The sequence below is a fragment of the Halogeometricum sp. CBA1124 genome (assembly GCF_009741955.1).
GTDB classification, from domain to species: domain Archaea; phylum Halobacteriota; class Halobacteria; order Halobacteriales; family Haloferacaceae; genus Halogeometricum; species Halogeometricum rufum.
The window spans coordinates 1-14,311 of the sequence record NZ_WPCD01000081.1 but is presented as its reverse complement, the minus strand read 5'-3'; the positions used below and the strand labels follow the sequence as shown (position 1 = coordinate 14,311).

The 14,311-nt window shown below is 67.1% G+C and carries 9 protein-coding genes and 4 pseudogenes; 8 read left to right on the top strand and 5 right to left on the bottom strand.

What is annotated here, in order from left to right:
- Both GJ632_RS11320 and GJ632_RS11315 read right to left on the bottom strand, forming a co-directional pair.
- The coding region (locus GJ632_RS11320; protein WP_191452965.1) for a putative inorganic carbon transporter subunit DabA at positions 1-859 on the bottom strand (859 nt) is incomplete at its 3' end.
- Positions 849-2,332 (bottom strand): annotated as a pseudogene (locus tag GJ632_RS11315) (proton-conducting transporter membrane subunit). The gene GJ632_RS11320 and the pseudogene GJ632_RS11315, both read right to left, overlap by 11 nt.
- Positions 2,333-2,703: 371 nt before the next feature.
- Between GJ632_RS11315 and GJ632_RS11310 the strand changes: the two are divergent.
- A pseudogene (locus tag GJ632_RS11310) lies at positions 2,704-3,721 on the top strand (amidohydrolase family protein).
- Here the strand turns inward: GJ632_RS11310 and GJ632_RS11305 are convergent.
- Both GJ632_RS11305 and GJ632_RS11300 read right to left on the bottom strand, forming a co-directional pair.
- Positions 3,718-4,203, bottom strand: coding sequence for an Lrp/AsnC family transcriptional regulator (locus tag GJ632_RS11305; protein ID WP_191452964.1), 486 nt, complete (start codon positions 4,201-4,203; stop codon positions 3,718-3,720). The pseudogene GJ632_RS11310 and the gene GJ632_RS11305 sit on opposite strands and share 4 nt — an antisense overlap.
- A gap of 456 nt (positions 4,204-4,659) precedes the next feature.
- On the bottom strand, positions 4,660-5,502 hold the full coding sequence (locus tag GJ632_RS11300; RefSeq protein WP_191452963.1) for a CPBP family intramembrane glutamic endopeptidase: 843 nt from the start codon (positions 5,500-5,502) through the stop codon (positions 4,660-4,662).
- 377 nt (positions 5,503-5,879) lie between these two features.
- On the opposite strand from GJ632_RS11300, the pseudogene GJ632_RS25910 reads away from it, so the two are divergent.
- The 4 genes and pseudogenes from GJ632_RS25910 to GJ632_RS11285 form a co-directional block, all read left to right on the top strand.
- Positions 5,880-6,785 (top strand): annotated as a pseudogene (locus GJ632_RS25910) (M14 family zinc carboxypeptidase); the annotation flags it as partial.
- 67 nt (positions 6,786-6,852) lie between these two features.
- A complete protein-coding gene (locus GJ632_RS23670; protein ID WP_231751505.1) occupies positions 6,853-8,655 on the top strand; it encodes a hypothetical protein in 1,803 nt (600 codons plus the stop codon).
- 226 nt (positions 8,656-8,881) lie between these two features.
- A pseudogene (locus GJ632_RS11290) lies at positions 8,882-9,405 on the top strand (DoxX family membrane protein).
- Between the two features lie 14 nt (positions 9,406-9,419).
- Entirely contained in the window at positions 9,420-9,713 is a 294-nt protein-coding gene (locus tag GJ632_RS11285) for a hypothetical protein (RefSeq protein ID WP_191452962.1), read from the top strand.
- A 114-nt stretch (positions 9,714-9,827) separates the two neighbouring features.
- Here GJ632_RS11285 and GJ632_RS11280 read toward each other — a convergent pair whose 3' ends face one another.
- Positions 9,828-10,805 (bottom strand): hypothetical protein, encoded by a 978-nt coding sequence (locus GJ632_RS11280; protein ID WP_191452961.1) that lies wholly within the window; start codon positions 10,803-10,805, stop codon positions 9,828-9,830.
- Positions 10,806-10,992: 187 nt separating this feature from the next.
- Between GJ632_RS11280 and GJ632_RS23665 the strand changes: the two genes are divergently transcribed.
- The 3 genes from GJ632_RS23665 to GJ632_RS11270 all read left to right on the top strand — a co-directional run bounded on the left by GJ632_RS23665 (position 10,993) and on the right by GJ632_RS11270 (position 14,190).
- A complete protein-coding gene (locus GJ632_RS23665; RefSeq protein WP_231751504.1) occupies positions 10,993-12,714 on the top strand; it encodes a PAS domain-containing protein in 1,722 nt (573 codons plus the stop codon).
- Positions 12,711-13,751 (top strand): bacterio-opsin activator domain-containing protein, encoded by a 1,041-nt coding sequence (locus GJ632_RS23660; RefSeq protein WP_343161140.1) that lies wholly within the window; start codon positions 12,711-12,713, stop codon positions 13,749-13,751. Before GJ632_RS23665 ends, GJ632_RS23660 begins: the two co-directional genes overlap by 4 nt.
- 154 nt (positions 13,752-13,905) lie before the next feature.
- Entirely contained in the window at positions 13,906-14,190 is a 285-nt protein-coding gene (locus tag GJ632_RS11270; protein WP_089811101.1) for a HalOD1 output domain-containing protein, read from the top strand.
- The last annotated feature ends 121 nt before the right edge of the window (positions 14,191-14,311 follow it).

Here is a 14,311-nt window from a genome sequence, read left to right as displayed (position 1 = left end):
GTTCGGCGTCGACGAGCGCCTCGCTCTCGGCGGCGACGCGGTCGACGACCTGACGGCGATAACTCGCCTCCCACGCGCTCAGGAACGCGTCGGCGAGTTCGTCTGCCGCCTCGGCTTCGGTGCTGTCGGAACCGGTCGACGGCCCGATGTCGACGCCGAAGCTCTCGGAGAGGGCGAGGCGAACCGCGAGGTAGCCCTCCAGCGTGACGGGGTACGTCGACTGCCACGCGCCGTCGTCGGCGGCGCGCTGTTTGACGAAGCCGACCCAGCCGGGGAGCGCGGCGAACTGCTCTTCGAAGATGGGCACCCACTGGCTCTCGGGATACGGCTCCAGCACGGACGCGATGGCTTCGCGTGGCGACTCCGGTAGGTCGGCGGCGACCCCGTCGTCGGGAATCTGACCGTCGTGCGCGGCCACCGACCGGAAGGCGGCGTAGAACCCGTCCTCGCGGTTCGGCATCGACCACTGCGCCTGCCCTTCGTCGAGGAACGCCGACAGCCACTTCGTCAGCACGTGGTCGACCAGTTCGGCGTCGGTGTTCGGGGGCTCCGACTCGACGCTCGTGTCCATGCGTTCCAGCAGGGTCTCGGGGTCGTTCTCGTACCCGCGCTCGGCCAGTTCGGACGCGAGTATCTCGGGCTCGATCTGCCCGTCGTCGAGGGCCGCCCGGAACGTCTCCGGGCGCGGATAGCCGCGGCCGCCGAGGAGGTCCGCGGCCTGCGTGACAGCCTCGCCGAACGGTACGTCCTCGAACCCCGAGAGCGGGTTGGCCGTCACGAACGAGTGGATCGGCCAGACCGACCCGACGGTGGTCGCTGCTTTGTCGATGCTGTCTTCGACGGTGTGTTCAGTGCTCATTGTATTCCTCCGCGGCGGTCAGCACGGTACCGGAAGCCGGTTGGCTCGCGTTCAACAGCGCGACGTAGAGACGGTGGCTGCGCTCGTGGACGCCGGCCGCTATCGCGACGTAAGCGGCGAGGAAGACGACGGCGACGGCCCCGTGGAGCGCGGTCAGTTCGGTCGGGGCCGCGACGACGGGAAGCCCGGACAGGACGCCCGAGATAGCCTCGTAGACGAGCGCGTAGACGGTGATGGCCGGGACGAAGACGAGTGGGACCGCGCCGTAGCGAGCCGTCGCCGAGAGCGAGGTGTGCTCGACGGCGCTGCGGGCCGCGTGCAGCGTCGTGAGCACGACGAACGACACGAGCAGGAGCCCGCTGTCGCCGGTCGTGCCCTTCCCGGTGAGGACGGCGAACAGCCAGCCGCCCGCGAGACCGGTCACCAGGACGACTGCGGCGCCTGCGACGCTCGTCCCGCGGGTCTCGCTCTCGGTCGGACTGGTGCGCTCAACCCGTCCGCCCGCGCCGAGGAAGTGATACGCCTTGTAGAAGCCGTGCAGGACGAGGTGGGTGACGGCGGCCCCGAAGAAGCCGAGGCCCGCCTGCATGATCATGAAGCCCATCTGTCCGACCGTCGAACAGCCCAGTTCGGTCTTGACGTCGGGCTGGACGGTTTTGAGCAGCTTTCCGAGCAGGGCGCTCGTCGCACCCACGACCACGATGGCGAGCATGAGGGTGGCGTCGACGGTCACGACCGGTGCGAAACGGGTCAGCAGGATGCCGCCGGCGTTGACGAACCCGGCGTGCATCAGCGCCGACGCGGGCGTCGGGGCGGTCATCGAGGAGAGCAGCCAACCGTGGAACGGGACGAGCGCGGACTGGATCATCGCCGCGAGGACGAGGGCGGCCGCGGCGACCATCCACACCGGTCCGCCGAGACCGTCGGCGGCGGCCGCGACACCCGAGACGGTCGTCGCACCGGTCGTCCACCACAGCGCCGTCAGTGAGACGCCGAGGAGCGCGCTGCTGGCGAGGAAGTATCTCCGAGCGACGCTCGCGGCGGCCCGTGCCTGCCTCCAGCCGTCGACGGTACCGACGAGTTTCGCCATCACCAGCCCCATCGTCAGCCACAGGGAGGCGAACAGGGCGAGGTGGTCGGCGGCCACGAGGCCCATCACGGTGACCGTGAAGCCGAACACAGCGAGGAAGAAGCCGGTCTCGTGGGCGCTACCGGCCATGTAACGGCGCGAGTAACTGTGAACGATACCGCTGAAGAACGTGACGACCACCCACATCAGGACGGTCAAGCCGTCGACGCGACCACGCCGGGAATCTCCCAGACGCCGCCGGTCCGAACTCGGACGACGAGGGCGACGACACTCGCCGCGAACAGCGACCACACGAGCCACGTCAGTGCAGCGGACACGGACGGCGACTGCACCGTCGTGTCCGGGAGCGCTCCGACCGTCTGTTTCGAGGTGCGTCCTGACATCGTTCGACTCATCGTACGACCCGTCCCGGCGACCGAGGCGAACTCGGAATCCGTTTTTGGTCGTTCTTACCCCGTATCGAGAACGAAATAACTATTAAATCTATCTATATTCCCAAATCGTTCGTTCAAAGGACATTATAGAACGTTATGGTTATTCGGGCCTGCGGTCTGACGCTCGGTGGCGGGGTCGAATTGGGGAGCCTCACGGCCCGTCCCTTCGAGTTCGTCGCGAGGCGTGCCGTACGCCCAGACGCGGCGGTCCCGGTCGTCGTTCTCTGTGCCGAATTCGGCTTCGAACCGGTTCGGCGGTACCGAAGCGTTCGATATACTCGTTCAGGAAACCATATCGTGATCTAGTCCCGAGTACCGGCATGGAAGAACTGTCAGGTACCGTCCTCGCCGGGCGGTCGTTCGAACCCATCCGCGGGCGCGTCGTCGTCGAGGAGGGCCGGATCGCGAGCATCGAGGAGACGGAGACCACGTCGACAGACATCGTCCTGCCGGCGTTCGTCAACGCGCACACGCACCTGGGCGATTCCGTCGCGAAGGAAGCGGCCGTCGGACTGTCACTCGACGACGCAGTCGCACCGCCGAACAGTCTGAAGCACCGGCGGTTGGCGGCCGCCGACCGCTCCGATCTCGTGTCGGCGATGCACCGGACGCTCCGATTCATGCAGCGAACCGGCACGGCCTCCTGTCTGGACTTCAGGGAGTCCGGAGTCGCCGGGGCGCGCGCGCTTCGTGAGGCGGCGGCGTCCCTCGCTCTCGACCCGTTCGTCTTCGGGAGCGGCGACCGATCCGTCCTCGACGTCGCCGACGGGTACGGGGCCTCCGGCGCGAACGACAACGACTTCGCGGACCAGCGTGCCGCGTGCGAGGAGCGTGGCCTGCCCTTCGCCATCCACGCCGGCGAACCGGACGCGACCGACATTCACCCGGCGCTCGACCTGGACCCGAATCTGCTCGTCCACATGGTGCACGCCGAACGGGAACACCTCGAACGAGTCGCCGAGCAATCCGTTCCGGTCGCGGTCTGTCCGCGAGCGAACACCGTCCTCGACGTCGGAACGCCGCCCGTACGGGAACTCCTCGACCACACGACGGTCGCGCTCGGAACCGACAACGTGATGCTGAACCCCCCCGTCGATGTTCCGGGAGATGGCGTACACGGCGAAGCGGTTCGACGTGACCGCTCGGGAGGTGTTACGGATGGCTACCACGGCCGGTGCCGAAATCGCCGGACTCGACTGCGGCGTCGTCGCTCCCGGCCGGCGGGCGGCACTCGTCGTCCTCGACGGAGATTCGGACAACCTGGCCGGTTCGGTCGACCCGGTACGGGCGGTCGTGCGTCGGGCGACCGAGTCGGACGTCAAACGAACTCTCGTTTAGGAGTCGTCGGCCGTCCGACTCCCGGAATCGAACTTTCCGAACGGCGTCGTCTCGTGGGCGCGAACGAGTACTTCGTCGGCGACGGTGAGCCCCATATCGAGGAGTTCCTGCGCGACGGGCGTGATGTCGCTGTCCGTCTCGCCGACGGCGGTCACGAGGAGGTTCTGTTCACCGGTGACCAACTCCTGGACCGAGACGACGCCGTCGATTTCCAGGATGTCGGGGACGATGTCACCGCGTTCGGGAATCGAGGCGGTACAGTAGAGCAGCATCCGGAGCGGATACCCCGACTTCTGGTAGTCGACGTTCGCGCGGTATCCCTTGATGACGCCCTCGGATTCGAGACGCCGGATGCGCTTGCGGACGGTGCTGTCCGACGTACCGGTCCGCTTCGCGATGTCTCCGGACGACGTGTTCCGGGCATCTTCCTGAAGTGCGTACAGGATCGCTCTGTCCACGTCGTCGATCTCCTCGTCGGCCATACTACCGTGTCGGAGAGGGAGGCACTTTACCTTTTGACGTCGGCCCGGTCGGTCCGTCGGACGCTCTGCCCGCGCCCGCACTCGCCGCGAGCGGGACCGGTCTTCGTCCTTCAATATTCGGAAAGAGAGCTATCTGCTCGGCTGATGAATCCGTAGCTGCCGACACTTTCAGCAGATATGACGAATGTGAAGAACGTTTTCGAGTTTCGGTCGTCGAAGCGGAACGTCTGGTACCAGAAGACGGTGTCGAATAATCGATGCGTTCCGGAAGCGGTCGAATAGTCGAATCGACTCGGATTTACGCACGGGTCGAGGATGTCGTCAGCGCGTTCTCGGGGAGAGCGGCCGGTGGTGTCGGAGTCGAGAACTTCGGACCCTCGCGAGCGGAGGGCCGGAGTTCGGCGAATCGTCGCGGCGGCGCAGGAGGACAGGGACGGACGGCACGCGAGTGCGGAGTCAGTCGTCGGTCGACGCCCGTCCACCGCGAGTGCTGGTCGGTCCGACGGTGTCGCTCACCCGAACGGCGACGAACGCGGTAGAGGCGATAGCCGCGTACTCGACGGCTCCGACGAGGAGGTGCATCTCGGCGGGAACGTGTACCGCGACCAGGAACGGCGGCTGATTCATCGTCGCGTGGAACAGCGCGACCAGCCACAGGTTCCTCGTCAGTGCGTACGCGAGACCGTAGGCGAGTCCCGCAAGCGTCAGTCCGAAGAGCCGCGTCGCCAGCGCGGGCCCCACGCCGTGCCCCGAGGCGAGGAACCAATGCGGGAGGTGAAAGAGCGCGAACAGAACCGTCGCGAGCGAGACACCCACCGCGGTCGCTCGACGGCGTCCGCCGCCGGCGAGCGCGGTGAATTTCGACTGCAGGTACGCCCGAAACGCCAGTTCCTCCGGAATCGCGGTGAAGAGCAGGGTGCTGACGAACGCCGCGAGGTACGGAAGCGGGTGAGCGACGACGCGCGACGGCGCTGGCTCGAACCCGGGGACGCCCCCGAGGGCGAGTCCGTACGCGACGACGTTGTAGAGCAGCCAGAACGCGGCGACGACGCCGACGGCCGGTGTGAGCGAGCGGGCCGGTGGGAGAACCGACCGCGGCGAGACGCCTTCGACGGCGAACGCCCCGAGGGCGAGGGCGGCGAGGAAGAGTCCCCAGCCAACCCCGACGACGGGTGACCCGGACGCGCCCGAGGTGACGAGCGTGAGTCCGGACAGGACGGCGACTATCAGGAGGTACGTTGCGACGGGAACCACGGACCCGCCGTCGAACGCCGGCGGGTCGCTCTCGGTGCGCAACATCTCCTCGAACTTCGGGCGTCTCCGTGAAACAACCTTTCATCTCCGGAGACAATCACTCCCGGTCGGTCGGCGCTCTCGACTGCGGCCGCGAACGGTTCACGAGGGCGGATTCGGTCGATTCGTCTCGGCCTGTCGGACTCGTCTCCGGCGGTGGGTTCGGCGCCGCGAAGTGGGGGCGACTTCCCGCCGCGACCGGCGGCCGCTCCACCCGTATCAACCTTTGGGCGTTCCGTGCGTTCTGACACTCCACTCACACATTTATCAGCGTCCCGCGAGGAGGTTCGACGAGTGAAATCAGGAGACAGCAACGGGAGATCGGCTCCCGACCCCTCCCGAAGGTAGAATTTCTGTCATCGCTGATTTCACCGCAAACGACAATGTCCGACCGAGATTGGTCCCTCACGTCCCGACGTACAGTCTTGCAGACAGCAGCCGCCGTTCTCGGCGGGTCTATCGCCCTCTCGCCGTCGGCGGCGGCCGCCGCCGCGCCGCCGTCGGAGCGGTTCTCCGAACGTTGGTGGGCGGTCGTCCAGAACTCAGAGGAGGAGACGACGGTTCCGACGCTGTTCGTCCTCGACGACGAGAGCGAGACGAGCGCACTCGAAGAGATGGGTGTGAAGAACCTCAGGACGACGACGGCGACGGAGTCGCCCGCCGCGTACGGGGAGGTGCCGGTGAACTCGCAGGTCCTCTACTCGCTCGCCCGAGGCGACGTGGCGCGGACGGTACTGTACGCCCCCGGCGCGAACCCCTTCTGGAAGCTCGAACACTATCCGAACCGCGTCTTTCCGGAGCCGTCGGCGGCGACCGGCTACGTCGACTACGCCGAGTTCGAGCAGGGAATCGACCGACTGGTGGACGAGCACGGTGACATGCTGCGCTACCGGTCGGTCGGCGAGAGTCCCGGATGGCTCGACCGGGAGGCGCGGTCGACGGCGCCGAAGGACGTCTGGGTCGTCGAACTCACGAACGACGTTCGAGACCGCGAGTCGTTCGCGGAGAAGCAGAAACTGGTCGTCACGCTCGGCATCCACGGCGACGAGCGGTCGGGCGCCGAAGCCGGCATGCGCCTCGTCGAGGACGTCGTCTCCGGCGACGCGGAGTCCGTCGCGAGCGCGCTGGACGACGTCGCACTCGTGTTCCTGTTCCCGAACCCGGACGGGTGGGCGGCGAAGTCGCCGCTCCTCGTGGACGGTCGGTTCCGGGACGCGAACACGTTCAAGCGCTCGACCGCGACGGGGAACGACCCGAACCGGCAGTATCCGACGCCGGCTGGATCGACCCGGCGCACCACCCGGCCGAACCCCGCGGGCGGAATCTGCGAGACGACGGAGCGGGCGCGACGAGGACGTGCCCGAAGAACCCGTCGACTACACGGAGCAGGTGCCCGACTCGCTGGCTGTCGTCGAACACCTTCGGTCGTACGAGAACGTGACCTGGGCCGCCGACCTCCACGGGATGTTCGCGTCCGAGACGATGATGGAACTCCTGAGCGCAAACCACGCGTACGACTTCGCCGACGCGCACGCGATATTCGAGTACGCGGACCGGCTCCGAGGCCGACTCGACGAGGAGCTGGCGCCGTTGCTCTCGGAGCGCGAGTCCGTCCTGACGGAGGAAGTGAAGGCGATGCAGGAGGCGTACGGGATGGACGAACGGCCGCCGGTCCCGACCGAACCGTTCGCCGCCGGGACGATATTCGACGCAGTCGGCTACTCGACGACGGGCGGTCTCGTCTCGTGGCTCGCACTCCCGGAGGAGGAGGGCGGCGTCGGCGCGCGGTCGGTGGCCTTCGAGATGGCACTCGACAACCGCCTCCGCGGGAGCATCGAGTACCGCCCCGACCTCCTCGACCTGCAGATGGTCGGTCACCGGACGGCGATAGAGACGCTCGTCGAGGCGGCGACGGCGGAGGCAGACGCGGCGGTGGAGACGCCGGACGGCGAGACCACCGCCTTCGTCGCGGCGGACGCCCTGCGCGCGTCGTCGGCGGACCTCCCGTTCGTCACCGGCGACGGCGAGACGACGGACGAGGGAGACGACGAACGAACGAGCACCGCGGAGTCGGTCACCGTCGCTCCCGACGACACGGCGACGCGGACGGTCACCGTCGCCGAGGAGACGCACAGCGTCTCGGGTCGCGTTCGCGCGGCGTCGGGCGCCGTCGACGTCGACCTGCTCGACCCCTCGGGCTCGCTCGTCAGGACGTACGAGGGCGAGACGCTCGCGACGAGCGCGAAGCGGACGATTTCGTTCGTCGTGAGCGACCCGACCCCCGGCGAGTGGACGCTACGCCTGACGAACGACGTGGGCGGCGAGGCGACCGTCGACGTGCGAACGACCGCAGCGACCGGCGACGGGTCGCCGAACCCGCTGACGACGCTCGGCTACGAACAGCGCCAGTACGAGGTGACGCCGCTGGACGTCGTCGGCCCCTACCGGTCGTTCCTCGACCGTTCGGATGCGGTGACGACGGTGACGACTGACGACGTCTCGAACGGCGCACTCGACGGCGTCGACAACCTCGTGGTTCCCCACGGCGTCGGCACCGACCGTGACGCGTACGTCTCGGCGATAGACGACTTCGTCGCCGGCGGCGGGAACCTGGTCCTCACGGACGCCGGGGTCGAACTCCTCGGTGACCTCTCGGCCGACCCGGCCGGGAGCGTCGACGCGGACGCGGTGTCGCGGGCGACGACCACGACGGCCGCCGTGACGGAACGCGTCGACGACAGCGCCCTCCTCTCGGGGACGACGCCGATTCAGCGCGAACTCGCGAAAGCGGGAGCCCTCGGGTACGTCGTGGACGCCGCCGCCGCGGAGACGCCGATGTACCTCGTCGACCCCGCTCCCTTCGAGTCCGACGGCGGGGACGTCGCCGGGTGGCGGGTCGTCCGTCGACAGTCCGACGGCAGCGAGTCTGACAGCGGCGAGTCCGAGGGCGACGCGAACGCGTCGGAGTCGACGGCGAAGAAAGTCGCGCTGGGGACGCTCTCCGGAGACGCCGGCACCGTCCACGTCGTCGGGAGTCTCCTCCCCGCGCCGTCCCAGTCGAACCTCCACCCGTTCGGCCTCCAGGGGCACGCCCCGTCGCACTGTGGGTACACCGTGCTCGCGAACGCGCTCGGACACGCGACGCCGCTGAGCGAGTGAGGCGCGGCCAGCGTCCGCGCGGGCCGACACGAAGCCCAACTCGGCGACGCCGCGGGCGAGCGAGCACTCGTGTCGCCTCGTCCGCCGGCGTCGAGAGCCGGTAAACGACACTTACCGCGGATTTTTCGACTGAGAGCGCCTCTAGAGTGCGTTTTTTAGTAACTGGGAACCGTTCCGTGTTTATACCTTTTACCCGGCACAAGCAGCACATGTGAGGTGAGACAGGATGTCCTACAACGCGGCGAACCCGCTCGACAACGCGTTCGAGTTCGACCTCGATAGTCCGCTGACGGCCTACTGGCTCGCGCTCCTGCGCGTCGTCACGGGCTGGTGGTTCTTCCACGCCGGCGTGACGAAACTCATCGAGGACGGACTCGCCTTCACGTACGGGCCGGCTACCTGCAGCAGATGACGGGGACGGCGCTGGGTCCCATCCCGGTCTGGATGGGGAACAACCTCGGACCCCTCATCCAGGCGGGCGTCCCCCTCGGCGAGACGCTCATCGGACTGGGGCTGATGGTCGGCGCGCTGGTGCGACTGGCCTCGTTCTTCGGGGCGGTCTTCATGACCCTGTTCTGGGTCGGCAACGCCGGCTTCGGTCACGGGCTCGTGAACGGCGACCTGATGGGCCTGCTGCTGTTCGGGACGATGATGGTGCTGGCGACGGGCCGGTACTTCGGGCTCGACGCCATCCTCGAACAGACCACGCTGGTGAAACGACACCCGAAACTGCGGTACCTGCTCGGTTGAGGAGGTGAACGCTCATGAACACGCAAACCGACATCATCGACAAAGTGGCGTTGGCACTGAGCGGTGCCCTGGTGGTCATCGGCACCGCGGTACTGGGCACCGTGGAGATACTCGCGGGACAGCCCTACGGTGCGGCCCCGGTGACGAACGAGGCGGGCGAAATCGTCGCGACGCCCGCCGTGGACCCGGTCATCCGCACGGGCGTGGTGCTCGCCGGACTCGCGGTGCTGCTGCTGTGGGGCGTCTACAGAGCGGCCGCGGCCGAGGAAGCACCCGAACGCGAGCGTCGTGACGTCACCGCCGACTGAGGCGGCCACCCGTTCTTCGCGGCTTTTCTCCGAGACCCTGAAACCGCGCGCACCGAAGAGAGCGGCGTCGCTCGGTACGAACGGCCGACGGTAGAATCAGTCGCTCTTACCGCGTCACTTCTGGCCGTAACTCGCGACGTGGTGCTCCATGACGGTTCGCATCCCCCGGACGAGGCGGGCGACGTCGAAGCTCTCGATGTCGTATCGCTCGCCGAGTGCGTCGCGGTATCTGCTCTCCCACTCCTCCTCGAACCGGTCGGCGACCCCGTTCTCGCGAATCGCCGCGATGGCGCGTTCGGGGTCGTCGTCGGTCGTGACTATGTCGCGTTCGAGAGCCTCGACGACGACGCCCGCCGTGTAGTCGTCCTCGTACAGTTCGCGTTCCCACGTGGTCACCCAGTTGCCGATGCGGGCCATCTTCTGCAGGTCCATGAGGAGACTCCGAAGTTGGCCGAGTTCCGTCTCGTCGAAGTCGGGCGTCCACATGAGGTCGATACCCGCGTACGGGAACATCACCATGTTGAACGGCCCGTGGTGACGGGACTCCGCGAGGTTGGCTATCTCGCGGTTGTCGTTGAGGACGCGCGCGTAGTCCATCGCGTTCAGTGCCTGCCGAACGTCGAACTGGAACACGTCGCGACGCGCCTCGTAGCACGGAGCGTCCGTTAATCGGTCCTTAACGCGGGTCCAGAGCTTCTCGGCGAAGCGGAGGATGTCGGTGTCGACGCCGGGCGCGTCGTAGCGGACGGACTCGGGCGCGTGCGGCAGTCGGCGCGCCTGTTCGAACGTCTCCTCGTCGCCGAAGTGGTCGGCCAAGTCGTCGAGGACGGTGATGTACATCGTGAACACCGTCTTCGTCGTTTTAACCTCCTCCAAATCGGCAGACGGGACGCACGGAAGCGTGAACGCGTCGAACAGGTTGTGGATCCACTTCCACAGGAATCGGTCTCTATCGCCGACGCGGCGGTCGTACTCGTCGGACAGTTCGACGACGCACTGCGGCAGTTCGGTCTTTCGGACGGTTTCGATACACTCTGCGTGGTTCCCCCCAAGGATACCACCGGACTGTTGGTATGCTGCTCTCCCCGACATACTCGGATTAATTTAGTGCTAACGTATTAATCTTCCCACTTAATGTTCTTATTTTACAGAAATTCAGTAATTAGAGAAGTTATTTCTATCCTGTCGGTCTGGAATTGCCACTATGTTCAGGTATTCTTGAATATACGTTACGTTCGGATACGACCACTTATTGCCGGCGAACGTTAGGACACTCCCAATGACCGTCGAACCGACCGCCTCGCAGTTCTCGGTGGAGGTGCGTCTCGTCGGCGACGACCACCGACCCGAGGAGGTCAGCGAGTACCTACTCGCGGACGAGAGAATCGAACTCCGGTCGAACCGCGAGGCCGAGGCGGATGCCGAACCCGAGGTGGACTGCATCGTCTGCACGAGTGCCGACGCCGTCGCCGCCGCGCCCGACGGGTCGGTAGTCGTCGCCGTCCTCACGGACGCGAGCGACGAGGCGGTGTCACGCGCGTACGAGGCGGGCGCGACGGCCGTCGTCCCATCGGACGAGACGCTGCCGGACCGACTGGCGTGGCTCTCGGGTGCGGGCGGACCGGCCGTCGACGGCAGCGTCGACACGACCGACGTCGTGTCGGCCGCCGCCGCCTTCGGTGACGCCGCCTGCGTCCTCGACCGGCGGTGGCGCGTCGTCGAGGCGACGGACGCGTTCGCCGCCGTCGTCGGCGACGTGGACGCTCCGCCGGTCGGCGAGAACGTCTGGGCGGCGAGTCCGAACGCGCGCGCGACCGCAGAGCAGTGCTGGCAAGCCGTGATGACCGGCGACGCCGAGTCGTTCGAGGCGACGCTCCCGGACGGGCGGCGAGTCGCCGCCGACGCCGTCCCGTTGCGCGACGGACTCGCGCTCCGCTACCGGGACGTGACCGAGCGAACCGAGACGGAGGAGTCGCTGGATCGCTACGAGCGCATCCTGGAGACCATCGACGACGGTATCTACATCCTCGACGAGAACTTCCGAATCACGGAGGTCAACGAAGCCGTCGTCGAGATGACCGGCTACGACCGGGAGACGCTCGTCGGTTCGCACTCGACGATGCTCGCCGACGAGTCCATCATCGTCGAGGCGAGCGAGGTCATCCAGCAGATACTCACCGGGGAGATAACGGACGGGCGCCTCGACGTGGAACTGGAGACGGCCGACGGAAGCACGATTCCCGTCGAGACGCGCTTCTCCGCGCTCAGTTTCAGCGACGGTACCCACGGGTCGGTGGGCGTCATCCGCGACATCAGCGACCGCAAGCGGTACGAGCGGACGCTGACCGCACTCAACAGTTCGGCCCACGAACTGTTCGAGTCGCAGACGAAGCCAGCCGTCGGCGAGACGGTCCTCGGCACCGCGACGGAGATTCTCGAACTGGAGTCCGTCGTCGTCTACCTCTACGACGAGGAGGCCAGCCGACTCCGGCCGGTGGCGTGGGAGGGTGAGGGCGAACCGCCGTCCATCGGACCCGGCGACGGCGCGCTCTGGCGGTGCTTCGCCGAGAGCGAGTCTGTCTACCTCGGAACCGATGTGACGACGCTCGACCGCTGGGACGAACTCACGCCGGCCGACCCCGCCGACGCCGCCGCCGAGAACATCGCCATCCCCCTCGGCACCCACGGCGTCCTCGCGACGTCGTCGTCTGGCGAGGACTCCCCGCGGGGGCAGTCGACGCTGACGCACCTGCTGGCCGCGAACGCCGAGGCGGCGCTCGACCGGGTCGCCCGGTCGCTCGAACTCGAACGTCGCAGGGGCGAGTTGGCGCGACGGAACGAGGAACTGACCAACCTGAACCGCTTCAACGAACTGCTCCGCGAGGTCAACCGGGTGCTCGTCGAGTCCGACTCGCGAGAGGAGATAGAGCGGGCCGTCTGCGAACGACTCGTCGACGGTCCCTCCATGCGTTCGCGTGGGTCGGCACGTACGACCGCGTGAACGAACAGGTCGTGCCTCGCGCGTGGGCGGGCGAGGAGCGCGGCTATCTGGACTGTCTGACGGAGTCGCCCGAGGCGTACGCGTCGGAACCGAGCGTGCGGACGATTCGGACCGACGAGACGACGCTGGTCGACAACGTCGGACAGGAGATACAGGAACACCAGTGGCGGCGCGACGCCCTCGACAGGGAGTTCGGCTCCGTCGCGAGCGTCCCCTTGACGTACCACGAGTTCAGTTACGGTGCGCTGACCGTGTACGCGACGGAACCGAACGCCTTCGACGACGGGACGCGGCTGATGTTCGAGGAACTCGGCGTCACCACGGCGAACGCCATCAACGGGGCGGAGGCGAAGGAGTCGCTTCACACCGAGTCGCTCATCGAGTTGGAGATTCGGGTCAGCAGTCAGAACGAGCCGCTGCTCCGCATCGCACGCGCGCTCGACGGCGAAGTGCAGTTGGAGGGGAGCATCCCGCAGACGGACGGGTCGCTACTCTACTTGACGCTCGAAGGGCCGGACGCCGACGCCGACACGCTCTCGTCGCTCGTCGTCGTCGAGGAGGTCCGAGAGATAGTCCGACGCGACGACGAGACGCTGGTCGAGGTGCAACTGGCGGCCGAGACGCTTCCCTCGCGACTGGCCGACCTCGGCGGTGCCGTCCGGACGCTCACCGCGACGCCGGAGGCGGTGGACGTCGTCGTCGAACTCTCGCCGGGGTCGGACGTCCGCGAGTTCGTCGAACACCTCCGCGAGTCGTACCCCGGGACCGAACTCAGCGCCAAGCGGACCCGCGAACGCTCCATCGAGACTCAGCAGTCGTTCCGCGCGAACCTCGGCGAGTCGCTGACCGACCGACAGTTCGAGGCGCTCCGAACCGCCTACTTCTCGGGCTACTTCTCGTGGCCGCGCGAACAGACGGCCAGCGAACTCGCGGCGTCGCTGGACGTCGCCCAGCCGACGTTCTCGCGCCACCTCCGCGTCGCCGAGCGAAAGCTCCTCGACAATCTGCTGGCCGACGAGCGCCGAACACGTCTCTGAAGTGAGCAGACGGGTCTTTCGTCGCTCTCGGGTAGAGTAGTCGGTTCGTGAGACAATCCCCCAAGAAAGATGGCTATCTACATAGCGTACGAGCTATCGATACGCTAGCCGCTTAGTTACAACTGACTTATCACGAGAGGACAGTTGCAGATGTATGAACCAGGCACGAAGTGGTAGTTCGGAGACGGTTGACGAGGACCTCGACTGGCAGATTGTGACCACGGTGGCGGACGCGAAGGGCGTGGACCCGCTGGAACTCGGCGAACGACTGCACGACGTCGTCGACCTGGACGCCGTCAAGAACCTGTTCGTCGGGATGCCCGGCGAACAGTCGCTCGTCGAGGGGCACGTGAGCTTCACGTTCGACGGCTGTGAGGTCGTCGTGGACGACCAGTGGAACGTGGACGTCGTCCCGCCGAGCAACGTGGCCGCCGACTGACCGGCCCGACCGAACCGGCGACCGTTCCCCGGCAACGTGGTGGTGTCGGGGCACAGCGATTCCCCTTTTCCGGCGTACCCGACGCGCGAGTCGCACGACCCGGCGGGCGGTCAGTTCGCCG